General features: G+C 63.8%; 19 protein-coding genes, 1 tRNA gene and 1 pseudogene. 8 read left to right on the forward strand and 13 right to left on the reverse strand.

Annotation, left to right across the window (positions count from 1 at the left end):
* The 3 genes and pseudogenes from BA190_RS36540 to BA190_RS34520 all read left to right on the forward strand — a co-directional run.
* Positions 1-193 (forward strand): annotated as a pseudogene (locus tag BA190_RS36540) (PLP-dependent aminotransferase family protein); the annotation flags it as partial.
* Positions 194-787: 594 nt separating this feature from the next.
* A complete protein-coding gene (locus tag BA190_RS35625; protein WP_082980264.1) occupies positions 788-1,990 on the forward strand; it encodes a DUF2778 domain-containing protein in 1,203 nt (400 codons plus the stop codon).
* Positions 1,991-2,583: 593 nt separating this feature from the next.
* Positions 2,584-4,071, forward strand: a complete 1,488-nt coding sequence (locus BA190_RS34520; RefSeq protein WP_202908577.1) for a nucleobase:cation symporter-2 family protein — start codon at positions 2,584-2,586, stop codon at positions 4,069-4,071.
* A 56-nt stretch (positions 4,072-4,127) separates the two neighbouring features.
* Here the strand turns inward: BA190_RS34520 and BA190_RS34525 are convergent, their stop codons facing one another.
* From BA190_RS34525 to BA190_RS34550, 6 genes are all read right to left on the reverse strand, one after another.
* Positions 4,128-5,039 carry an aminoglycoside phosphotransferase family protein gene (locus BA190_RS34525; RefSeq protein ID WP_068299655.1) on the reverse strand — a complete coding sequence of 304 codons (912 nt, stop codon included), beginning with the start codon at positions 5,037-5,039 and terminating at the stop codon, positions 4,128-4,130.
* A gap of 300 nt (positions 5,040-5,339) precedes the next feature.
* The gene (locus tag BA190_RS34530; RefSeq protein WP_068299657.1) at positions 5,340-6,719 is read right to left on the reverse strand and encodes a porin; all 1,380 of its coding nucleotides are present in this window, start codon (positions 6,717-6,719) and stop codon (positions 5,340-5,342) included.
* Positions 6,720-7,085: 366 nt separating this feature from the next.
* Positions 7,086-8,279 (reverse strand): arsenite efflux MFS transporter ArsK, encoded by a 1,194-nt coding sequence (gene arsK / locus BA190_RS34535; RefSeq protein WP_068299659.1) that lies wholly within the window; start codon positions 8,277-8,279, stop codon positions 7,086-7,088.
* Positions 8,280-8,296: 17 nt separating this feature from the next.
* Complete coding sequence (gene arsC / locus BA190_RS34540; protein ID WP_068299662.1) at positions 8,297-8,704, reverse strand: arsenate reductase (glutaredoxin); 408 nt, start codon at positions 8,702-8,704, stop codon at positions 8,297-8,299.
* Between the two features lie 434 nt (positions 8,705-9,138).
* Positions 9,139-9,627, reverse strand: coding sequence for a heme-degrading domain-containing protein (locus BA190_RS34545; RefSeq protein WP_068299667.1), 489 nt, complete (start codon positions 9,625-9,627; stop codon positions 9,139-9,141).
* Between the two features lie 130 nt (positions 9,628-9,757).
* The gene (locus BA190_RS34550) at positions 9,758-10,528 is read right to left on the reverse strand and encodes a DUF899 domain-containing protein (RefSeq protein WP_068299670.1); all 771 of its coding nucleotides are present in this window, start codon (positions 10,526-10,528) and stop codon (positions 9,758-9,760) included.
* Positions 10,529-10,921: 393 nt separating this feature from the next.
* On the opposite strand from BA190_RS34550, the gene BA190_RS34555 reads away from it, so the two are divergent.
* Positions 10,922-12,343 carry a M20/M25/M40 family metallo-hydrolase gene (locus BA190_RS34555; protein WP_245315047.1) on the forward strand — a complete coding sequence of 474 codons (1,422 nt, stop codon included), beginning with the start codon at positions 10,922-10,924 and terminating at the stop codon, positions 12,341-12,343.
* Between the two features lie 73 nt (positions 12,344-12,416).
* On the opposite strand, the gene BA190_RS34560 is transcribed toward BA190_RS34555, so the two are convergent.
* Positions 12,417-13,064 (reverse strand): cysteine hydrolase, encoded by a 648-nt coding sequence (locus BA190_RS34560; RefSeq protein ID WP_068299672.1) that lies wholly within the window; start codon positions 13,062-13,064, stop codon positions 12,417-12,419.
* A 158-nt stretch (positions 13,065-13,222) separates the two neighbouring features.
* Positions 13,223-14,758, reverse strand: a complete 1,536-nt coding sequence (locus BA190_RS34565; protein WP_068299673.1) for a BCCT family transporter — start codon at positions 14,756-14,758, stop codon at positions 13,223-13,225.
* Between the two features lie 446 nt (positions 14,759-15,204).
* On the opposite strand from BA190_RS34565, the gene BA190_RS34570 reads away from it, so the two are divergent.
* Positions 15,205-15,834, forward strand: a complete 630-nt coding sequence (locus BA190_RS34570; protein ID WP_068299675.1) for a DsbA family protein — start codon at positions 15,205-15,207, stop codon at positions 15,832-15,834.
* A 33-nt stretch (positions 15,835-15,867) separates the two neighbouring features.
* On the opposite strand, the gene BA190_RS34575 is transcribed toward BA190_RS34570, so the two are convergent.
* The 3 genes from BA190_RS34575 to BA190_RS35630 are packed head-to-tail and all read right to left on the reverse strand — an operon-like array spanning position 15,868 to position 17,922.
* The gene (locus BA190_RS34575) at positions 15,868-16,602 is read right to left on the reverse strand and encodes an SDR family oxidoreductase (RefSeq protein ID WP_068299678.1); all 735 of its coding nucleotides are present in this window, start codon (positions 16,600-16,602) and stop codon (positions 15,868-15,870) included.
* A gap of 39 nt (positions 16,603-16,641) precedes the next feature.
* Positions 16,642-17,496, reverse strand: coding sequence for an oxidoreductase (locus BA190_RS34580; protein WP_068299681.1), 855 nt, complete (start codon positions 17,494-17,496; stop codon positions 16,642-16,644).
* 51 nt (positions 17,497-17,547) lie between these two features.
* Positions 17,548-17,922, reverse strand: coding sequence for an Atu4866 domain-containing protein (locus BA190_RS35630; protein WP_082980267.1), 375 nt, complete (start codon positions 17,920-17,922; stop codon positions 17,548-17,550).
* A gap of 131 nt (positions 17,923-18,053) precedes the next feature.
* On the opposite strand from BA190_RS35630, the gene BA190_RS34590 reads away from it, so the two are divergent.
* The 3 genes from BA190_RS34590 (at position 18,054) to BA190_RS34600 (ending at position 21,050) form a co-directional block, all read left to right on the forward strand.
* On the forward strand, positions 18,054-18,962 hold the full coding sequence (locus tag BA190_RS34590) for a LysR family transcriptional regulator (RefSeq protein ID WP_068299684.1): 909 nt from the start codon (positions 18,054-18,056) through the stop codon (positions 18,960-18,962).
* 159 nt (positions 18,963-19,121) lie between these two features.
* Complete coding sequence (locus BA190_RS34595) at positions 19,122-20,006, forward strand: class I SAM-dependent methyltransferase (RefSeq protein ID WP_068299687.1); 885 nt, start codon at positions 19,122-19,124, stop codon at positions 20,004-20,006.
* Between the two features lie 132 nt (positions 20,007-20,138).
* Positions 20,139-21,050, forward strand: a complete 912-nt coding sequence (locus tag BA190_RS34600; protein WP_156771841.1) for a phytanoyl-CoA dioxygenase family protein — start codon at positions 20,139-20,141, stop codon at positions 21,048-21,050.
* A 54-nt stretch (positions 21,051-21,104) separates the two neighbouring features.
* Here BA190_RS34600 and BA190_RS34605 read toward each other — a convergent pair whose 3' ends face one another.
* Both BA190_RS34605 and BA190_RS34610 read right to left on the reverse strand, forming a co-directional pair.
* A complete protein-coding gene (locus BA190_RS34605) occupies positions 21,105-22,094 on the reverse strand; it encodes a DUF808 domain-containing protein (protein ID WP_068299695.1) in 990 nt (329 codons plus the stop codon).
* Positions 22,095-22,283: 189 nt separating this feature from the next.
* Positions 22,284-22,360 (reverse strand) — tRNA-Met (locus BA190_RS34610).
* Between the last annotated feature and the right edge of the window lie 20 nt (positions 22,361-22,380).

Here is a 22,380-nt window from a genome sequence, read left to right on the forward strand (position 1 = left end):
CGATCTCAGCGCCGTCGCCCGCAAGGCCGGGCTCGCCCTGGTCGGCAGCGCTGCCTTCGCCGTCGGCGCCCCGCCGCCGGCGCTGCGCATCTCGCTCGGCGCGGCGCCGAGCCACGATGCCCTGCGCCAGGGCCTCAACACCCTGGCAGCCCTGCTTTCGGTACCACCGGAGGGTGTGCCGGGGATTGTCTGATATCAACGGTCGCGATGTTTGGCTCGCCCGTCATTGCGGGCGTAGCGAAGCAATCCAAGAGCCATAGCCACCGCGTTTTCGAGCCCTGGATTGCTTCGCTACGCCCGCAATGACGGCGCTTGATCGGTCGCGCATCAATGTCGTTGGTATAATCCAACGTCTCGGCGAACGAAGCGACGTGGTCCATGCGGAGTGTCAGCCTCCGGCTGACATCTTGAGAACGATGCATGTGCCGGTCAGCAAGATGCCAGCCCCGCTCCATCATCTGATGGCGCTGTGAGGCTGACACTCCCAAGCGCTCACATCCGGCCAATCGCGCGCACGGCACAATCCGGGCTCGTGCGTAAAGGGTTTGGTTACCAAGATTGGGCAAAGATTTGCGCGTCGGTCGGCGGATCGACGGCGCTGGGCGTTCCCCCTCGCAACCACCCGCAAACAGTACCCACCCCTAGAGCGAAGCGCGTTCAGGCGTGAACGCTTTTTTGCTCTAGCTCTTTGGTTCGACGCGTCTTGCGATTCTTGGTGATTCCACCAAATCGCAAAACGCTTGGGTCCTCGCGCCGCAAGTCGCCTGGCCACCCGGAAGCGAGTAGCATGACCCACGCCCGTCCCACCGGCAGCTATGTCCGAGGCCGCAGGCCTCGCCGGAATACCGCCGGCTGGATGGCGCTTGCGGGCCTGTGCTTCGGAACAGTTGCCGCGACCTGGACGGCGGTCGCACTGGTGGCGCCCTCGATGGTCTCCGCCTCCAAGCCCTCCCATCTTCACCTGCGCGCTGAAGATCCCTTTGCCCCCAAGGCCCTGGTGCGAGCGAATGTGCTCCGGCCGGCGCCACTACCGGTGGATCGCGAGGTTGCCGCCGCCTTGCCCAAACCTGCAGTCGCCAATACCGGCCCCGAAATCGCGCAGGGTGTGCGCCTGCCTGCCGCAGACGGCCGTGTTCACCCGTCTGCGCCCGTACTCGCCAGCCTGATGGCCTTTGCCCCCGATGACGATGGCACGCATGAGGCCCTCCCCGTCATCCGTTCCGTGCAGACGGTCGCGGCCTTGCCCTCGCCGCCGGCAGAAGCGGCGGCCCCGGATGTCGTCGCCACCGGCAGCCTGCCCGACGCCCCTGCCGAAACCCTGCCCCTGCCTCCGATCCGCCCCCTCGACGACGCCCAGATCGCCGAGGGTCAAATCGGCGCTGGCCAAGTCGGCACTGGTTTGGCCGAGAACGATCCGGCCGATCTGGTCCCGCTGCCGCCCACCCGTCCGGCCATCCCCCTGACGGCCCTCGCCTCCATCGACCCGGATGAGGCACGCCCCCTCGACCGGCCCGCCATCGAGCCGCCGCTGTCCCGTCCCCTGGCCGGCAATCGCACCGCCATCTACGATATCTCCGCCCGCACGGTCTTTCTGCCGAATGGCGAGCGCCTCGAAGCCCATTCCGGCCTCGGCCCCTATCTCGACGATCCCGGCTCGGTGCATGTGAAGAACCGGGGCGCCACACCGCCCCAGACCTATGACCTCAAGCCGCGCGAAGCCCTGTTCCATGGCGTTGCCGCCCTGCGCATGATCCCTGCCAATGGATCGGGCACCGTGCTCGGACGCGACGGCCTGCTGGCGCATACCTATATGCTCGGGCCGCGCGGCGATTCGAATGGCTGCGTCTCCTTCAAGGACTATGCCCGCTTCCTGCGCGCCTATCGCAATGGCGAGGTCAACAGGCTGGTGGTCGTCACCGGGAACGGCAAGGCGAGCAGCCAGATCGCCTCGCGCAACAAGAGCCGCTGGTGGTTTGCCTCAGGGCGCTGATCCTCCCGAAGTCTCTTGCGGCGAGAGGCAAGCAGCAATCGTCAACAGGCTTCGAACCAAAGCACCGGGACAAAGAAGCGTTTACGCTCCAGCGATTTCTGCTTAGCATCGCAGCTTGTCATTCAATCTGACAGATCCTGGTCGCGCCTTGGCTGCGCCGACCGAGTAGCCGCTTGGTATTGACGCCGACGCCGCAATATTCGTGGCCGTCTGCCTGCTACGCTACACAGCCATTATCACATCTGGCGCGGAAGTCCTTCCGATCGCGGCTCACTTCCAAGAGCCTCTATCCTGATGGATCATGGCTGCAATCAATAGAGCTAAATCAATTCTTCGAGTGCATGCTGGCCAAGGGAGACCGGAACGCTGCACTCTCTCGCCGCAGGCCCTTGAACGCGCCGCGGCACGCTACTCGTTCTGTCATGCCTGCACGCCATTGCCTGCGCCTCCGCGCAGACGATGAGCAGCAGGCCAAGTACCCGTTGTCATGCGGGCTATCCCCCGCATGGGCTGACCGGCCATCGTGGCGTCGCCCCGCGCTCGCCTGGTCCGGGAATTGCATTCGATAAGAACGCATGAAGGAGGAAACCGGCTTGAGTTCAACATCCATCGGCACCGCTGCCCCTGCCTTGCAGCGCCCGGAAGACGAGAATCTGGGCATCGGCGCCAACCTGGCCTATGGCCTGCAGCACGTCCTGACCATGTATGGCGGCATCGTTGCCGTGCCCTTGATCGTCGGCCAGGCGGCCGGCCTGGCACCCGAGGAAGTCGGCATGCTGATCACCGCCTCGTTGTTCGCGGGGGGCCTGGCCACCATCCTGCAGACCTTGGGCCTGCCCCTGTTCGGCTGCCGCCTGCCTTTGGTGCAGGGCGTCTCCTTTGCCGGTGTCGCCACCATGGTGGCCATCGTCGTCAGCCCCACCGGCGGTGGCCTGCCGGCCGTGCTCGGCGCGGTGATGGCAGCCTCCCTGCTCGGGCTTCTCATCACCCCGGTCTTCTCCAAGATCACCCAGTTCTTCCCGCCCCTGGTCACCGGCATCGTGATCACCACCATCGGCCTCACTTTGATGCCGGTGGCGGCGCGCTGGGCCATGGGCGGCAATCCCAAGGCCCCCGATTTCGGCAGCATGCCCAATATTGCGCTCGCCGGCGCCACGCTCGGCATCGTGCTGCTCCTGAGCAAGCTCGGCAACGCGGCGATCTCGCGCCTGTCGATCCTGCTCGCCATGGTGATCGGCACCGCCATCGCCATGGCCTTCGGCATGACCGATTTCTCCAAGGTCGCCAGCGGCCCCACCGCGGCCCTGCCCAGCCTGTTCCATTTCGGTTGGCCGACCTTCCAGGTCGCCGCGATCGTCTCGATGTTCATCGTCATCATCGTGACCCTGGTCGAGACCTCGGCCGACATCCTGGCGGTCGGCGAGATCATCGGCACCAAGGTCGACTCGCGCCGCCTCGGCGACGGCCTGCGCGCCGACATGCTCTCCTCGACCCTGGCGCCGATCTTCGGCTCCTTCACGCAGAGCGCCTTTGCCCAGAATGTCGGCCTGATCGCCGTCACCGGCATCAAGAGCCGCTTCGTGGTGGCCACCGCCGGCCTCATCCTGGTGACGCTCGGCCTGCTGCCGGTGATGGGACGGGTGATCGCGGCCGTACCGCCCGCGGTGCTGGGCGGCGCCGGCATCGTGCTGTTCGGAACCGTCGCGGCCAGCGGCATCCGCTCCCTGTCCAAGGTCGACTACACCAACAACATGAACCTCATCATCGTGGCGACCTCGATCGGCTTCGGCATGATCCCGATCGCCGCGCCACAATTCTACGAGCACTTCCCGTCCTGGTTCGTCACCATCTTCCATTCGGGCATCAGCTCGGCCGCGCTGATGGCGATCACGCTGAACCTGGTGTTCAACCATCTGAGGGCCGGCAATTCCGATCAGCAGTCGGTGTTCGTGGCCGGCATGGAGCGCACCTTGCGCTACCAGGACATCTCCATGCTGCATGAGGGCGACTATTTCCTCAACGGCAAGCTCTACGATGCCAAGGGCAGCGAGGTGAAGGTCGAGGGACCGAGCCACCACTGATCCTCGCCGATATGCCGCTTCTCGCCCGCGCGAATGCGAGGCGAGGGGCGGCCCTTTCAAGTCGCTTCAGAAGCGCTGCCGGCATGCTCGTCCAGCACGGTGGCGATCACCTCCCGCGCCGGCCGCTCGGTCGGCGGGGTGCTGCCATGGCCGCAGCAGACGAGCAGCGCCTTCCACAGGGCCCAGCCGCGGGCGCGGGCCCAGATACCCTGGTCAAATCCCGCCTGCGCCGCCAGTTTCGCCTTGAAAGCAGCGCGGCTTTCGCCCCGCAGGAAGGTCCAGGCGATCACCAGGTCACAGGCTGGATCGCCGACGGCACTGCTGCCGAAATCGATCACGGCACTCAGCCGCCCCTCACGCAGCAGCAGATTGCCGACGGCGATATCGCCGTGCACCCAAACGGGTGGCCGCTGCCACTGCGTTGCCAGTGCCGCCTCCCAGACCCGGCCCGCCGCAGCGGCATCGATCTCGCTCGCGAGTTGATCGAGGCAACGCCGCGTCTCGGCGTCATAGACGGAGAGTGCGCCGCCCCGATGAAAATTATCCACCCCGGCAGCCGGGCCTTCCGCGGGCGCGCGCTGCAGCGCCAGCAGGAACTGCGCGAGATCGGCCGCGAAGCCGCAGGGGTCGGCCAGTTGCGAGAACAAGACGGGCTCGCCCTCGATCCAGCGATAGACCGACCAGGGATAGGGGTAGCCCACCGCCGGGCGACCGAGGGCAAGCGGGGCTGGGATCGGCAAGGACAGAAGCGGGGCCAGTCGAGGCAGATAGCGCCACTCCTTCTCGACCTGCGGCACATAGGAGGCAGCAGTCGGCAGGCGCACCTTCTTGTCCTCACCCAGGCGGAAGGTGGAATTGTCCCAGCCATTGCGCTCGACCGGCCGGACCGTCTGATCGGCCCAATCCGGAAACTGGCTATCGACCAGACCGCGCACCAACGCGGTTTCGATCGTCAAGCGGCCAGCCATGCTCCGTCCTTCCGAATCGCCCCGACCTCGGCATTGAACCGATCATGCCGCCCGCCCGCAAATGCTTGGTGGCGGAGGTCCCGTATGGACGACGAGAGCAAAGTGCGATTTCTCTGAATCGCACCTTCTCTCTAACTTATTGTTTTTACCCGTTTTTCTTATTCGAAAAGTCTATCAAGTTTTCTGGAAAACGCTTTAGATCATATGAATGAAAAATGGCCCGGACGAAGTCCGGGCCACCCAGTTCGTGGTCTTGGAGTTAAACAACGCCTGTCTGGCCGACCAAGACCGGACAGTTCGTCAGAAGGTGCGCTTCAGGCGCACACCGGTCTGCCAGGCACTGGCGCTTGCACCAAGGCTCTGGTTGGCGTTGGAAAGCTCGACCTTGGAATGGGTGTAGGCGACTTCGCCGGCCACGGTCAGGCCCTTGACGATCGTGTAGGTCAGATTGCCGGCGATCGTGTATTCCTTGGCGCTATAATCGAACTGGGAGAGCAGATTGTCGCCCTTCATGTCGATATAGCTGCCGACCAGATTGGCGTTCAGGACGGGGGTGATGTTGCCACCGAGTTCCGCCACGATAGACCAACCCTTGGACGTACCATTGCTGGTCACCACCTGGCCCGTACCGATGGTCGGGAACAGATCGCCAGGCCCCGTGCCGAAGAAGGCGTTGTTGGCGCCAAGATAATCCAGGGCGCCCTTGGCATATTGGCCTTCGACGACGAAATGCCCGCCATCGATGAAGGGCAATTTGATCAGCGCGCTGCCGCCGACCGCATAGCCCCACTTGTCATCGTGGCCAATGGTGAGCGTCTGGGTGGTTCCACCGGCCGTCAGGGTCGTCTCCGTCGCGGTGCGCAGTTGATGCAGGGCGCCCTGCACCGCCAGCGATCCCCAGCTCTGGTCGAAGCGCAGCTGGGCCACGACGTCGGGAACCTGCTGCCCCCCCTGATAGCGCCCGATGCTCACCGCGCCGGCACCCGGTTGGGACGCGACGGCCTGGAGCAGAGCCGTTCCGATCCAGTTGTCGACGCGATGGTCGCGGCCGTCCTCGATCGACAGCGTGGCTTTGAAGCCGCCGCCAAACTCCGCAGTATAGGCGAGCAGGTTGACGGTGTTGCTCTCGGCATAATAGGGCGCCCAGATAGTGTCGCCAAAATCATTGTCGTAGAAGCCGAAGAAGGAGTGGGCGTAACCCGCCGTCAGGCCACCAAACTGGATGAAGGCCTTGTCGATCGAGAAGCGGTTGCCGTTATAGGTGCCGCCACGCCCCTGGCTGCTGATCGGATGCGAGTCGGCATTGATCTGGAAATAGGAGCGCAGCAGGCCCCATTCGGTCTCGGTGCGAGCATCGAACCAGATACGCCCCTGGGTGTTGAAGGCCGAACGGTCGTCATTTCTGCCAAATTTGGCCGAACGCAAGCGCTGGGTGTTGTTGCTGCCGACGAGACGATAGCCCGAATCACCGCCGAAGACGCGATAGTCGGCACGGATTTCACCGCCGATCTTGAGGCAGGTGTCGGTGCCGGGAATATAGAAGAAACCCGGGCCGAAGGCCGAGCAGACCTTCACATATTCAACGGCTTCGCCCTTGGTCATGGGCAGATCGGCGGCCTGTGCAGCGCCGATTGCGGCGATGCCGGCAACGGCGCCGAGCAGGAGAGGTTTAAGAGACATCGAAACGACCTTCCAAGATTATCTTATTGGTTTCGAGCACATAGCTCCGCCTTGCCGTCCGACCCGGGATGGACGGACGGTTGAACGAGCTGCATGTCGGCATGGACCGCGTTGGGCGAACCCAACCATAGGTTGCATATACTTCACCAATTCGCGCAATGACATTTGCATTGTCGCGAAGGGAAAACATCGGATTTATGGTACTATGTTGCCAATCTATCACATCGATCGGACGCCCATATAGCGCCAGATTCAGCCTCTCCGGAGCCTCATCGCGCGACTAAGCGAATTACTATGGAGGTATAAAAAACCTATTTCGGCATTGATTTGCCCGACGCTGCTCGGTCATTTCGTTAGAATGCCGTATTATCCGTCGGTACGCTCCACCAGGAAGCGGATCGCCAGGAAGGAAATCCCTCCCAGCCCACCCAGCAAAGCTGTCGCCGTCAGGGACAGGCCGGCTCCGATGGAGGTCAGCGCGAAGGCAAAGGCAAAGGGCGCCATCGCGGCTACGATCAAGCGAGCGGCCATCACTTTGCCCTGCAGCGTGCCATAGCCTTCGCTGCCGAACAAAGCCAGCGGCAGGGTGCCGATCACGATGCTGAACAGCCCGTTGCCGAGGCCAAACACCACCGCAAACACCATCGCGCCCGTGGTGGAGGGCGCCGTGAGGGCGAGCAGCGCCACGGAGGCCGGCATCAACGTCGCCGCAATCAGCGCCAAGCCTATAGGCGGCAGGTTGCGCCCGAACACCATGTTGACCAGGCGGCTGAGCACCTGGGACGGGCCGAACAACGTGCCGATCACCGCAGCCGATGCCCCGAGCCCGAGGCCCGACAACAGCGGGATCATGTGGACGAGGATGGCCGCAACCACCAGTGACAAGGCGGCAAAGCCGACGAGCATCAGCCGAAAACCTGCCTTGCGCTGGGCAGGCGCGAGCAGGCCCGCCACCGCCGACTGCTGCCCGATGGCCGCACCATCCTGCTTTGACAACCCAAGCGAGAGCCAGACATACAAGGGAAAACAGATCGCCAGATTGAGCCCGGCGAAGACGAGGTAGACGTCCTGCCAGCTCATCCGCTCATGCAAAGCGGTGGTAACGGGCCAGAACACGGTGGAGGCAAAACCCGCGATCAAGGTGAGATAGGTGATGCTGCGCTGGGCAGCCCGGGGGCGAATCTGCACCAGCAGGGCAAAGGCAGCGCCGTAGAGCACCAGGTTGGAGGCCGTCTCCATCGCGATCAGCGCCGCCACGAAGGCCGCGCCGCCCGGCGCCAGCGCGCAAGCGGCCAAGGATGCAGAAGCAGCCAGGGAACCGACCGCCATCACCCGGCCCGCTCCGATCGCATCGATCAGCCGGCCAACCCAGGGCGCCGTGGCACCGCCGATCAGCAGTGCGGCCGAGAGCGCGCCGAACACCCATTCGGTGGTCCAGCCCAGGCCCTTCGCCATGTCGGCGGCCAGGATGCTGAAACTGTAATAGAGCGTGCCATAGCCGATGATCTGGGTGACGCCCAGGGCGATGATGGCCGCAATGGGCGAGCGTTCCGTATGCATGTCTGGATCAGTCGCAATCAGGGCCGGCGATGAGTCACGATCTCGCCATTCTCCTTGGCGAAGCGCTCGACCGGCTGGTCGAGCAGGTCGAGCACCGCCTCGGAAGGACGGCACAGGCGCGTGCCGCGTGCCGTCTCGACGATGGGCCGATTGATCAGGATCGGATGCGCCAGCATGAAGTCGATGATCTCGCCGTCGCTCCATTTCGGGTCGCCCAGGCCGAGCTCGGCATAAGGCGTGCCTTTCTCGCGCAGCAAGTCACGCGGTTTCATCGCCATGGCGGCCAGCAATGCGACGAGCTTGTCCCGTGACGGCGGTGTGCCGAGATACTCGATCACCACCGGCTCCTCGCCCGACTGGCGGATCATGGCGAGGGTGTTGCGCGAGGTGCCGCAGGCCGGGTTGTAATAGATGGTGACAAGCATCGGCAGAGGGCTTTCGATCGAGGAGGCGCATCTGATGGTTGCACTGCTCCGACAAAACACCCATCGCATGGGCGCGACCTGTGGCTCAAGACCCTTGCCCTGCGCCAAGGTGCCGCCGGAAGAAGCCCAGGACCTCGGCGTTGAAGAGCCTGTGGAAAGCAATTCGGTCGAAACCCGCCCCATCCGTGCAGATCTCCGCCTCGCCGAAATCGGCAGCGGCCTTGGCGAGTTCGGGGCTGCAGGGTGGCCCCGATCTGCTCGCACCACCGATTGCCGGGATAGGTCGGGCAGCGCCCGAGGATGAGGCGGAAATCCGGTGTGCCGCCGATGAGGGCGAGGCCGGTGTAGCCGCACCGATCCGCTCCGATCCGCTCCGGGCGACGCCGGGCGTGATCCGGGTCCAGTCGACACCGGGCCTGCGGGCGGGAGGAGCGCTACAGTGCCTTCTTGCCGAAGCGCTGCTCGAGGAAGCAGGCGATGATCTCTACCACCAGCTCATGGTCGGCCTGCTGGGGCAGGCCGGATATGGTAATGGCGCCGACCAGGCCGGTACCCTCCACGATGATGGGAAAACTGCCGCCATGAGCGGCGTATTCCTTGGGATCGACCATGAAGCGATCATGGAAGGAGGGCCCGTCCGGCAGCGTCGATCGGCCCATATAGAAGGAGGAATGCCCGAACCGGTAGACCACCGCCGATTTGCGCGCGATCCACTGGTCATTGTCCAGCGAGGTTCCGGCCAGCGCCGCATGGAAGAGCTGCTGGCGGTTGCGGCTGACATCGATCGCAACCGGCAAGGCACGCTCGCGGGCGATGCCGAGCGCCAGCGTGCCCAGATCGATGGCGATGTCGTTGTCGAAGGCCGGGAAGGTGAGCACCGTCTCCTGGCGCAGCAGCTCGCTCAGCGTGATCTCGTCGGGCATGTCGGCCTCCTTGCCCGACGATCATGCGGGGGCCCGTCCCTCCTGGCAAGACGGCGGGCGAACTCCCGCACAGGCAAGGCATGCATCCGCTCCGTCACCAGGCGGAGAGGAAGATACTCCGCAGGCTTTCCTATTTGCGGAAGCTCGCCTCACCCGCATCCGAGACCTCGACCCAGCGCTTGTCGGGTGCCGCGCCGGCGACATAGGCGTCGTTCCAGTTCCACCATTTATAGGGCGGCGTCTGCGGGTAGCCTTCGGGCGAATCCTCCCAGACCTCCTGGCGGCCGAGCGGGGTAATGTCGAGATAGTTCCAGGTGCCGCCCATCTGCTCGTCGCCGCGGCTGTTGACGAAATAGGTGCGAAAGATCCGCTCGCCGTCACGGTAGAACACGTTGGTGCCGTGCCACTCGCCAACGCCGAAGTCCCAGTCGAAGTCGTCGAGCACGGTGTACCACGGCATGGTCCAGCCCATGCGCTGCTTCAGCCTGGCGATATCGCCTTGCGACGCCCGCGAGAGGAAGACGAGCGTGGTGTCGCGGGCATTGAGATGGGAGAGATGGGCGACCTGATCGGCCACCATCGAGCAGCCCCGGCAGGCATGGTCGGGCCAGCCGAATACGCCCGGTTCGAAGAAGGCGCGATAGGCAATGAGCTGGCTGCGGCCCTCGAAGAGCTCGGCAAGGCTGGCCCGCCCCTGCGGCCCCTCGAAGACATAGGCCTTCTCCACTGCCATCCACGGCATGCGTCGGCGCTGGGCCGCCAGGGCATCGCGGGCGCGGGTATGCGCCTTCTCCATCGCCAGCAGCCGCTCATGCGCCGCCTGCCACGCCGCAGGCGAAACCACCGGCGGGGCGTGCATGCCCGAGGCATCGTTCCGTTCGTTTTCGGCTGATATCGTCATCGCAAATCTCCTCATCCGGGCTTGCGGCGCCTCGCGCACCGAGCGCATCGGCGCACCGCCCCTGGATCTTTTTCGGTGAGGAGAGAGTGCCACCGGGACACGGAGGGGTGGGAGTAACAAGTGTGGCGGCATTCGGCAGGTGGATGATCCACGCGAGCGGAAGCAGGATGCCCCTGGCCACCCCGTGCATGCCCGAATGCCGGGTAGCAACTCGCCCTGTTCCAGAACGGCCAGAGACGGATATGTTGATCGTCCCGCCGCAGCTTGTCGCTGGAGGTTTTTTGGTTAGGGTGAGCAGGAGAGAGAACCCGTAAAGAAGAAAAAGAGCCGTAAAAAATTAGAATACCAAGAGGAAAAGTTATGAAATTGAGTCAATCTATTCTTTCAAATTGCGTGGCAATTTTTGGTATTTCCGCTCTTATCGGTTCAATCTCCCCGCTTTCAGCACAGGAATCCGACAAGACCGTCGCGCTTCTTCAGCAGCTGCTGCGCTTCGACACGTCGAACCCGCCGGGAAGGACGCTGGAGGAAGTCACCTACCTCAAGAAGGTCTTCGACGATGCCGGCATCGAAAACGAGATCATCGAGACCCCCAAGGACGGGGTGGCTCACTTCATCGCCCGCCTGAAGGGCGATGGCAGCAAGAAGCCGGTGCTTCTGGCTGCCCACTCCGATGTGGTGCCGGTCGAACGGCACACCTGGAGCGTCGATCCTTTCGCCGGCGAGATCAAGGACGGCTACGTCCTCGGCCGCGGTGCCATGGATTTCAAGGGCGGACAGGCGGTATTCGTCCAGGCCCTCCTCCAGCTCAAGAAGAGCGGCGTCGCGCTGTCGAGGGATGTGATCTTCCTGGCCGAAGCCGATGAAGAAGCCGGTGACTACGGCACCGACTGGCTGGCGAAGAATCACTGGGACAAGATCGACGCCGAATTCGTCTTGAACGAAGGCGGCTGGATCTTCCAGGACAAGCAAGGCGTCACCCGGCAGGTCAACATCACGACGCGTGACAAGATCTATGCAGGCCTCAGGCTGAAGGTGACGGGGACACCGACCCATTCCTCGCGCCCGCAACCGGACAGCGCCGTCGGTAAATTGACCCGGGCCCTGGCGAAATTGTCGGTGTGGGACACCGAGCCCACCCTCACCGGCCAGACCAAGGCCTATTTTCAGGCGCTCGCCTCGAGCGCAAGCGGGCAGATGAAGCGCGACCTCCAGACATTGGCCTCGAGCAGCGCCCCTTCGGCGCTGAAGAAGGCCGGAAAACGCGTGTCCGCCACCGGCGACTATCCGCTGCTCTGGCATGCCTTGATGCGCAACACGGTGGCGACGACGATCATCAAGGCCGGGGTGAAGGAAAACGTCATTCCCGGCACGGCCGAGGCCTATGTCAATGTGCGCCTCGTTCCGGGCTCGACACCCTGGGATGTGCGAAGCCAGGTCGAGAAGGCCATCGCCGATCCGGATATCAAGATCAGCGTCGATTCCACCCTGCCGGAAGCCGACGCCAAGGCCTACTACAAGAAGCGCGCGGAAGCCGAGGCATCGCCGACCGACACACCCCTGTTCAAGGCTCTCGAAACGGCCGGCAAGAAGACCTGGCCCGAGGCCACGGTGGTTTCGGCCCTGTTCGAGGCCGGCACCGACGCTTCCGCCTGGCGCGACCGCGGCATACCGACCTATGGCATCTATCCCTACCCGCTGGACAATGAAACGCTGGAGCGCATGCATGGCAATGATGAGCGCATCGCCGTCAAATCCTTGAAGGAGGGCACGGCTTTCATCTACGACACGCTGGTCGGCGTGGCCGCGAAGTGATCGCAGGCCGTTCTTCCTGCAGGTGGAAAGGGCGCTTGGAACGCGGCGCCGGGATTGCCCGGTGCCGCGAGCCTCATTCCGTTGCCCGAGCCATCATCCCGGTCAGGGTCCCGCTCTGCGTCAGGATGGCATCGCCCATATAGGCGAGCGAGGTGAAACTGCGCTCGGCCGCTTCCTTGTGGCCGGCGCCGCAGGCATCCTGGACGATGACGGGCACGAAACCGAGATCGGCGCCGTGGCGGGCCGTCGGCTCGATGCCGATCTCGATGGCGACACCCATGATGGCGAAGGCGGTCAGGCCACAATCGCGCAGGATGGTGGCAAGCGGCGTGTCGGCGAAGGCCGAGAAGGTGATCTTGTCGAGGATGGCTTCGTCCTCGCGCGGCGCCAGTTCCGGCGTGATCTCGAAGCCCGGCGAGGAGCGCAGGAACCAGGGCTTCACCGCGCCGGGATCCTCGGTGCGCTGCCAGGCCATGGCCTGGCGATACTGGAAACGCCCCATCAGTCTGGGCGGCATCGACATATGCCTGAGGAAGATGACGCGGTAACCGCCGGCGCGCGCCGCCGCGAGCACGGCGGCATTGCGCGCGATGATGGCGGCACCATCGGCGATCTGGCTGAGGATGCCCACCTGCATGTCATAGACGACGACAGCCATGCGGTCGGGCCGGCAGAGCTCCGCGAGGGAGCCGTGAAGTTCGAGACCGAAGGGGTTCTTCATGGCGTTCGGCTCCTTGCGGCAATGGCAGCCGGCCAGCGACGACCGGCGCCGTGACTGCCCCGCACCTTACGGCGAGTGCGCCCACAAATCACCCCTCCCGCCCCTATGAAAACGGGCGGGTTTTGCCCGCCCGTCGGCATCGTTGAAAATCGGCGGGCCTATTCGGCCGATTGCGCCGCCTTGGCATCCTGCAGGGTGGCATGTGTCTCCAACTCGTCCAGGAGCCCCTTCCAGAGCGAGACGCACAGGCCGATCATCACCAGGAGGAAGGGCGCAGCGGCAATGATCGAGGCCGTCTGCAGGCCGGCGAGCCCGCCCATCACCAGAAGCACGCAGGCCGAGGCACCGGCGAGCAGCCCCCAGAGCACCACGATGCCCGCCCGCGGATGCGGGGCGCCCCGGCTGGAGAGCATGCCCATCACCACCGAGGCGGCGTCCGCGCCGGAGACGAAGAAGATCGCCACCAGGAACATGGCGATGGTCGAGGTCACCGTCGCCATCGGATATTGTGCCAGCAGGGCGAACAGCGATACCGGCGCGCCCTGGTTCTTGACCGCTTCGACCAGGCCGCCGGCACCCATCAGTTCCGAATGGAGCGCGGTGCCTCCCATGATGGTGAACCAGATGAAGGTGACGGCACTGGGGATCAGCAGCACACCAACCACGAATTCGCGGATGGTGCGGCCGCGCGAGATGCGGGCGATGAACACACCGACGAAGGGCGCCCAGGAGATCCACCAGGCCCAATAGAAGATGGTCCAGTTGGCCAGCCATTTGCCATCGCTGAAGGCGGCGGTGCGGAACGACATCGAGACGAGGTCGCTGAGATAGTAGCCGAGCGATTCGATCAGCGTGTCAAAGATGAACACGGTGGGACCGAAGGCGGCCAGGAAGAACAGCAGCAGGACCGCGATCACCATGTTCATGTTGCTGAGGAACTGGATGCCCTTGCCGACGCCGGACACCGCCGAGAGGATAAAGAGCACCGAGAGCACGGCGATGATGGTGAGGGAGATGGCAGTGGATTCGCCGGTGCCCCACAGATAGTTCATGCCGGAATTGATCTGCTGCGCGCCGAGGCCGAGCGAGGTCGCGGTGCCGAACAAGGTGGCAATGATCGCCAGCACGTCGATGGTGCGGCCGATCGGACCGTGCACCCTGTCACCGATCAAGGGCTGGAAGGCGCTGGACATCAGGGTCGGCAGGTCGCGGCGATAGCTGAAATAGGCGAGCGCCAGGCCGACGACGGCATAGATCGCCCAGGGATGCAGGGCCCAATGGAAATAGGCATATTGCATCGCCACGATCGCCGCTTCCTTGGATTGCGGCTGGGCGAGGCCATGCGGAGGCGCGCCGAAATGCGACACGGGTTCAGCGACGCCCCAGAACATCAGGCCGATGCCCATGCCGACGCTGAACATCATGCAGACCCAGGAGATCGTGGAGAATTCCGGCTTCTCGTCGTCATGGCCGAGCTTGATCCGGCCGAAGCGGCTGAAGGCCAGGAAGCCTGCGAAGACGAGAAAGAACGCCGTCGAGACGACGAAGCTCCAGCCGAAGGTATGGATGATGCCGTTGAGCGTCGCCGTGGCGACACTTGTCAGGCTGGCGGGAAAGAGCGTTCCCCATAATACGAAGCCTACGACAATAGTAAGCGCTGGCCAGAAAACACCAGAATCCGATCCACGAAGCATTGCGCGCGACAAGACGATCGTTCCTCCCCCGTTGAAGCGGGCGCTTCATCGTCTGCCAGCCGGGATTTCGACATCCGCGAGTCCCAATAGCCACGCCCCTACGTCATAGTGCCGCGATATACCTTTGCAATCCGCCCCAGTACCGACCTTCGGGGTTCCGAATCCGACCCTGGCTCCGGAAAGCCGGCGGCCGCCGCCGCTGGGACCAGCCGGCCTCGTTCGACCGAAATGCGTCTCGGGCCCCCGGCAGGCCCTCGCACGTCATGATCGGTGCCGCAGAGCGGACATTCGTTCACGCGAATGCAATTCCCACTGGCGCATCTGTGATTTGCGTAGGAGGCCGGTGGCATGGAGACTGCCGCCAACCCGTCGAATCGGGCTGCGGGCCTGAGGCCCGCCATGGCAAGGCGCGTGTGAGCACGCGATTGCGATCGCAAGGACCCATCATGGCATCTCGGCGTGTCTCGCCCCCGCTTCTCGCGGCCTTCCTGTTCCTCGTCATCGGCCTTCTCAGCCTCGCACCCTGGCCGGGCGGCGCCCGTGCGGCCTCCGCTGACATCGACGTGAACGACATCATCACCGATCCCTCCTCCCCCGTGCTCGGCAATCCCAAGGGCAAGGTCACCATCATCGAGTTCACCGATTACCGCTGCCCCTATTGCCGGACAATGCAATCGCGCCTCGACGCCCTCTTGCGCGAAAACAAGGAAATCCGGCTGGTGATCAAGGAATGGCCGATCTTCGGGGAGACCTCGGTCCATGCCGCCAGGGTGGCACTTGCCGCCAATTGGCAGGGCAAGTATGGCGCGGTGCATGCCGCCCTCTTCGCCCTGCCGCGCACCATGGACAAGGATGCCGTGCGCGAAGCGGCCGGCAAGGCCGGCGTGGACCTCGTCAGGCTCGACAAGGATCTTGCCGCGCGCGGCCCGGAGATCGCCGCCATGCTGGCCAGGAACGACGTCGCGGCCCGCCTGTTCCAGCTCCAGGGCACGCCCGGCTTCGTGATCGGCCATGACGTCTATTTCGGCGCGCTCAGCCTGGAGCAGCTTCGGCGCTATGTGAAGACTGCGAAGTAACCAGGCTCAATAGCCGGCAAATGAAGCCTTTCCTCAATGCGGGCTCGCCGTCGGCCGCACCACGATCTCGCTGACATCGACATCATCGGGCTGGCCGATAGCATAAAGAAGCGAAGCGGCCACGGCCTCCGGACTGATGGTGACGGCCCGGAACGCCCTCATCGCTTCGCGCGCGATGGGATCGCCGATCGAGTCGGCAAGTTCGGAGGTGGTGGTGCCGGGCGAGATCACCGTCACGCGAATGCGGTCCGTCTCCTGGCGCAGGCCATCCGAAATGGCCCGCACGGCAAATTTGGTGGCGCAATAGACCGCGGCGGTGGGCGAAACGTGATGGCCGCCGATCGAGGAGACATTGACGATCTGGCCCGCCCCCTGCTCCTCCATGATCGGCAGCGCCGCGGCGATACCGTAGAGCACGCCCTTGATGTTGACGTCGACCATCCGGTCCCATTCCGCCACGCGCAGCGCCGCCAGCGGGGAGAGCGGCATCACACCGGCATTGTTGACCATCACGTCGAGCCGGCCAAAGGCCTGTCGCGCAAAGCCCGCAAAGGCGGCGACCTCGGCCTGCGAGGTCACGTCGAGGGAGCGTACCTTCACTTCGCCGCCATCGGCCGCAATCGCCGCAGCAAGCTTCTCCAGTCTGTCGGTGCGACGCGCCCCGATCACCACCTTGGCACCGGCAGCGGCCAGCATCCTCGCACTGGCTTCGCCGATGCCGCTGCTGGCGCCGGTGATGGCCACGACTTTTCCTGCAATTGCACTCATCTCATGATCCTTGGTTGTATTGCCGCTCCCGGAGCGACGTCAGGCCTTGGCCGGGTCGGGGAAGTCGGCGCTCAGCGTCGTCTCGGCCCAGCTCTCGAAATTGAGCCGTAGCGCCTCCAGCCGCTCGCGGGCGATGCGCAGGGCCGGCGCGCCGAGCAGCAGGCGCAGCGGCGGCTCCGGCGCCTCGACCGCCTTGATGATGGCAAGCGCCGCGCGGGCGGGATCGCCGGGCTGCCGGCCGGTAACGGCCCGTGTCTGTTCGCGGCGTTTGCCGGCGGTCTGCGCATAATCGGCGATGACGGTGGACGCTTCGACCATGGAACGGCCGGCCCAGTCGGTGCGGAAGGCGCCCGGCTCGACGATCGTCACCTTGATGCCAAGCGGCGCGACTTCCTGGGCCAGCGATTCCGACAGCGCCTCCACGGCAAATTTGGTGGCGTGGTAATAGCCGGTCGCCGCAAAGGCGACGAGGCCGCCCAGGGACGAGATGTTGACGATGTGCCCGCTCCGCCGCGCCCGCATGCCTGGCAATATCCGCTTGGTGACGTTGATCAGCCCGAAGACATTGGTTTCGAACTGGGCCCGGATCGCCGCATCCTCGCCCTCCTCGATCGCCGCCAGATAGCCATAGCCGGCATTGTTGACGGCAACGTCGATGCGCCCGAACCGTGCCTCGGCCGCCGCCACGGCGTTCTCGATCGCACCGGCATCGGTCACGTCGAGTTGGACGGCGAGCGCGCGCTCGCCATGCTCGGCGGCGAGATCGGCCAGCATTTCCGGCCGCCGTGCCGCCAAGACCGCCCGCCATCCCCTGGCGAGAACGGCTTCGGCCAAGGCCCGGCCGAGGCCGGAGGAGGCACCCGTGATGAACCAGACCGGTATTTTGATCGTCATGTCCGTATCCTTCGTTTTCGGCCGGAGCGCGGGCTCCGGCCCGGCGCCCGCTCAGCGGCGCCGAAACACCATGCCGCCGTGATGCAGCGTGTCGTGGTCGACGAATTCGCCATCCGCGGTGAAGCCGGTATCGTCCCAATAGTCGATATGGCTGCCGCGGACCTCGTAGCGGCCGCGATAGGCGCTCCTGCGGCTGCCGCGTGCTTCGTCGTAGCGCCCGTTCGGCAGCAATTCCTGCCGGATATGGTCGTCATCGGTGACCCACATCCCGACATAAGGATGCTCCGTCATCTTCGTCTCGCTTTCGGTGATCGGCCCACGGGCGGGAGGGGGCGTGTCCGTGGCCAGCGCCGGCTTGGTTGCCGTCAGCAGGATCGGGATCACCATAGAGGCTGCGATCTGCCTGGCAATGCTGTGACGGGCCATGCCATCCTCCCCGCATCAGGGTCCTGTTTCATGCGCAACCGACAGCCGGCCTCGCTGGAAAACACCTTAGATCGATCGATTGGTACGATCGAGTTGCCAATCAGAAATGGCCTGGTTAGATTATCTAACCAATGACGGATACGTTCGAAGGCATTTCCACGTTTGTCGCGGTAGCGGAGGCCGGCAGTTTCCGCCTCGCGGCCGAGCGGCTGGGCGTCACCCGTTCGGCTGTCAGCCAGGGCCTGCAGCGTCTGGAGGATCGCCTCGGCACCGCGCTCGTGCAGCGCACCACGCGCAGCGTGCGCCTGACCGAGGCAGGCGAGCAGCTCTACCAGACCGTCAGTCCGGCCTTGTCGGAGGTGAAGACGGCGCTGCGGGCCGTTCAGGACGAACGCGGCCGCCCAACCGGCACGCTCAGGATCAGCGTCTCATCGATTGCCGAGACCTTCCTGTCCGGCGCGGCCCTGACGGGATTCCTGCAGGCCTATCCCGGCATCCGGCTCGACCTCACGGTGACGGACGAGGAAGACGACATCGTGCAGGCCGGCTTCGATGCCGGGGTGCGGCTGGGCGAGGTGATCGAGCAGGACATGGTCGCCATTCCCGTTTCGAGCGAGCAGCGCCAATTGGCGGTGGCCTCGCCCGACTATCTCGCCCGCTGCGGCGCCCCGCAGCACCCACGCGATCTCCTGACCCATGACTGCATCGGCTGGCGCGCCCGGCCGGACCTTGCTCCCTATCGCTGGGAGTTCACCGAAAACGGTCGCGACTTCGAGATCGCCGTCGAGCCCAAAGTGACGACCAACGACATGGGCACCATGATCCGGCTGGCCTGCGCTGGTGCCGGCATCACCTTCGGCGTCTACGACACTTTCCGCAGTTATCTCGATCGCGGTGACCTGGTGCCGCTGCTTGAAACCTTCGGTCCCCCCTTTGCCGGCTTCTATCTCTATTATCCACGCCGCCAGCGCCAGCCAGCGAAGCTGCGAGCGCTGGTCGATCATCTGCACAAATGGACGCGCCATGGCGGCGTGTCGTGAAATACGATGGGCAGATCGCTTTCTCGGCCATGCAAGTTGACTAAGCCGCACAACTCACTGAACCGACTGGACAAGCGACGTAAAATTTACGCGGATATGATTGACAGCCACACCTAAACGGACAACTTGGGAAGGAATGCTTCTATAGCGCAGGAAGAAATGACCAATCCACTTCAGCAGATTTTTCGCCGGGTACGAGCGGCAAAATCGAAAGAAGATATCGAAGAATTCCATTTGACCGATGGATATGTTTTCTCCGAGCCTTCGTCGCAGAATGCAGTCGATTTGATCCCAGGATGGAATCACGCCTTCCCGCCGGAATTGGGCATCCAAGCGGGGCCTGCCCATATGCACGAGGACGGCAGGATCCATTGGGCCGTCGAACAATTCGGGCCCATCACAGGGCGGCGCATTCTCGAATTGGGTCCCCTGGAAGGGTCTCATTCGATGATGCTGGATAGGCTCGAGCCCGCGGTCCTCGACGCGGTGGAAGCCAACAAGAAGGCGTTCCTGCGCTGCCTGATCGCCAAGGAGATCTTCGGACTGCAGCGCGCCCGTTTTCACCTGGGCGACTTCGTCAAATGGCTGGAGCGAAAGGACCCGCCCTACGACCTCATCGTCGCCTGCGGCGTTCTCTACCATATGGAAGAGCCGCTAAGATTGCTCGAACTGCTGGCGGCAAGGACCGACGCGATATATTTCTGGACGCATTATTTCGACGAAACTGCCATGCCGCCCGAAGATCTCCGGCGCGTCCCGTTCAAGTCGCAAAAGCCACCATACAAAGAACTTTGCCACGACGTCGCGTTTCACGGCCGGAATGTCAAATTGCACGAGCGCAGTTATTATGGCGCCTGGAAGAAATCGGCATATTGCGGTGGCCCGGTCAATCGACATTACTGGATGGAGAAAGAAGACCTTCTTGCTGTTCTGGGTATTCTGGGGTTCGACGACCTGCGCATCGCCCATGACGATCCCCAGCACGTCAACGGTCCGTCATTTTCCGTCTTCGCCCGGCGAACGGTTCAGCAGGCTGAAAGGTGAGGCAACGTGTTGGGGCTAGCGAATTTCATCCGTCGGGGCATCAAGACCAAGTCGAATACAAACGAGCGCCAAAAGGAAAGCCCCTTGGCGCTCGAGCGAAGATTCCGGGAAACCTACATCGCGGAGAGGCCGGTGGATCTCGAAGCCGTCGAGGAGTTTCGCGGCGATGCCTTTCCCATCAGCGGTCCGGCCTGCTGGCTCGACCGGCCCAACGCATTGCTGGAAGTCGAACGTCGCCATGCCGCCAGCGAGCTCAGCGACGACGAAGCCGCGATGTGCAAGCAATGGATATTCGAGGGTTACTACATTGCGCCCGGCCTGATCGAAGCCGAACTCCTCGATCGCATCTGGACGGCCTATGAAAAAGCGATCGCCGAGGGGACGATAACCGCCCCCTCCGAAAGCCGAGGCCCCGACGACATCCATCCCGGCCGTACGCTCGATCCTCACATCCCGGTGCCGATCCTGCGCGAGCTGCAGCAACATCCCAGCATATTGAGAATTTCCGACCTGCTGTTCGGCCACAAGACCCTGCCGTTCCAGACCATCATGGGACATAAGGGCAGCTGGCAGGGCCCGCATTCCGATACGATCCACATGACGACCTATCCCTTGGGCTACATGCTGGCCAGCTGGATCGCCTTCGAGGATGTCGGCACTGATTGCGGGCCTTTGGAATATTATCCGCGCAGCCACAAACTCGTGCCTCCTCTGCTGAGCGGAGAACTCGGTATTCCGCCCCGGGCTTTCAAGGAAAATATGGGCGTTTACAGCTCACGCTACGAGCCGACCATCCGGCATTACATCGAGATGCTGGGCCTTGAGCCGAAATACTTCCTCGCCAAGGCCGGGGACGTCCTGTTCTGGCATGCCGACCTGCTGCATGGCGGCTCGCCCCGCAAGGATCTCAAGCTTTCCCGCAAGGCAATGGTCTGCCACTATTTCGCGCAAGGCGCCTTCACCTATCACGACCTTTCCGGCAATGCCACGCGCCTGCACAAGAACGGACTCTATGCCCCTCCGGCGATCGACGAACGCCTCTGATGCCCTCGGGCGGGGTATTCATCCGGGCATGCGAATAGGAACCTGCTCTCGATATCAGGCGGTGCGAGGCTTTGGCCTGAAGCGGCGCCAGATCGGCGCGACTACATAGCTGATCACCGGAATGGTCACCAATCCCACCACAATGCCTGCCAGCCCGGAGCCCGCCGCCTGCACCAGCCATGACACCACTCCGCCGGCCGCCGGCAGGCTATGTGCCGCGGCTTCGGCGGCCTCGTGGAGCAGATGGCTGAGCCCCCCCAGGCCGTAGGTCTCGAAGCCATGCAGGATGATGCCGCCGCCGACCCAGATCATCGCCGCGATGCCGACCAGGCCGAGTACCTTCAGGAAATAAGGCATGCCCACGACCAGGCCACGGCCCATTCCGCGCAACAGGCGGCCCATTAGCGAAGGAGAAGTAGCCTTCGCCATCGCCACGCCGAGGTCGTCGGCCTTCACGATGAGGGCGACCACGCCATAAACCGCTGCCGTGATGCCGATACCGACCACGGCCAGGATGACGGCCTGCGCCACGAAGCCACTGTCGGGAACGGAGCCGAGCGTGATGGCCATGATCTCGGCCGACAGGATGAAATCCGTCTTGATCGCGCTCGCGACTTTCTGGTCCTCGAAGGACTGCGCATTGGGGTCGATCGAAGCGAGTTCCGCTTCATGCTGATGAGCCGCGTGCGGCACGACAAGTTCGTAGATCTTCTCCACGCCCTCATAGCAGAGGTAGACACCGCCGATCATCAGCAGGGGCGTGATCGCCTGCGGCGCAAACAGGCTGAGCGCGAGCGAGGCCGGCAACAGGATCAGAAGCTTGTTCTTGAGCGAGCCGGCGGCGATCTTGCCGATGATCGGCAGTTCGCGCTTGGCCGCAAAGCCTGTGACGTAGCGCGGCGTGACAGCCGCATCGTCGATGACGACGCCGGCGGCCTTGGCACCTGCCTTGGCAGCCTGGCCGGCAATGTCGTCCAGTGATGCAGCAGCAACCTTTGCCAAGGCAGCGACATCGTCGAGAAGGGCTATCAGGCCAACGCTCATTGCACCCCCACTTCAGCTCCAGAGCAGTCAATACTGGAGGGGCGTGCTTCGTTTCAAGTCCAGGAGCGCCATTATGTGCCCGCGCTCGGCGGCAATCGCCGTCGTGTTTAATCTTTCCGGGTGGTGTATGCGCCCAAACAAAAACCCCGCGGAGCATGAGCTCACACGGGGTTTAGTGTGTATTTGATTTGGTTGCGGGGGCAGGATTTGAACCTGCGGCCTTCAGGTTATGAGCCTGACGAGCTACCGGGCTGCTCCACCCCGCGGCAGGTATTTGTGACATGGT

Source organism: Labrys sp. WJW (genome assembly GCF_001676615.1).
Lineage (GTDB): Bacteria > Pseudomonadota > Alphaproteobacteria > Rhizobiales > Labraceae > Labrys > Labrys sedimenti.

Bases quoted from the DNA above. Each gene is read 5' to 3' on its own strand.
- BA190_RS34560 (WP_068299672.1), bottom strand. From the start codon at position 13,064: ATGAAGAACCCCTTCGGTCTCGAACTTCACGGCTCCCTCGCGGAGCTC.
- arsK (WP_068299659.1), bottom strand. From the start codon at position 8,279: ATGCATACGGAACGCTCGCCCATTGCGGCCATCATCGCCCTGGGCGTC.
- BA190_RS34530 (WP_068299657.1), bottom strand. From the start codon at position 6,719: ATGTCTCTTAAACCTCTCCTGCTCGGCGCCGTTGCCGGCATCGCCGCA.
- BA190_RS34580 (WP_068299681.1), bottom strand. From the start codon at position 17,496: ATGACGATCAAAATACCGGTCTGGTTCATCACGGGTGCCTCCTCCGGC.
- BA190_RS34575 (WP_068299678.1), bottom strand. From the start codon at position 16,602: ATGAGTGCAATTGCAGGAAAAGTCGTGGCCATCACCGGCGCCAGCAGC.
- BA190_RS34545 (WP_068299667.1), bottom strand. From the start codon at position 9,627: ATGCCCGACGAGATCACGCTGAGCGAGCTGCTGCGCCAGGAGACGGTG.
- BA190_RS34605 (WP_068299695.1), bottom strand. From the start codon at position 22,094: ATGAGCGTTGGCCTGATAGCCCTTCTCGACGATGTCGCTGCCTTGGCA.
- arsC (WP_068299662.1), bottom strand. From the start codon at position 8,704: ATGCTTGTCACCATCTATTACAACCCGGCCTGCGGCACCTCGCGCAAC.
- BA190_RS34595 (WP_068299687.1), top strand. From the start codon at position 19,122: ATGACCAATCCACTTCAGCAGATTTTTCGCCGGGTACGAGCGGCAAAA.
- BA190_RS34525 (WP_068299655.1), bottom strand. From the start codon at position 5,039: ATGGCTGGCCGCTTGACGATCGAAACCGCGTTGGTGCGCGGTCTGGTC.
- BA190_RS34550 (WP_068299670.1), bottom strand. From the start codon at position 10,528: ATGACGATATCAGCCGAAAACGAACGGAACGATGCCTCGGGCATGCAC.
- BA190_RS34590 (WP_068299684.1), top strand. From the start codon at position 18,054: ATGACGGATACGTTCGAAGGCATTTCCACGTTTGTCGCGGTAGCGGAG.
- BA190_RS34565 (WP_068299673.1), bottom strand. From the start codon at position 14,758: ATGCTTCGTGGATCGGATTCTGGTGTTTTCTGGCCAGCGCTTACTATT.
- BA190_RS35630 (WP_082980267.1), bottom strand. From the start codon at position 17,922: ATGGCCCGTCACAGCATTGCCAGGCAGATCGCAGCCTCTATGGTGATC.
- BA190_RS35625 (WP_082980264.1), top strand. From the start codon at position 788: ATGACCCACGCCCGTCCCACCGGCAGCTATGTCCGAGGCCGCAGGCCT.
- BA190_RS34570 (WP_068299675.1), top strand. From the start codon at position 15,205: ATGGCATCTCGGCGTGTCTCGCCCCCGCTTCTCGCGGCCTTCCTGTTC.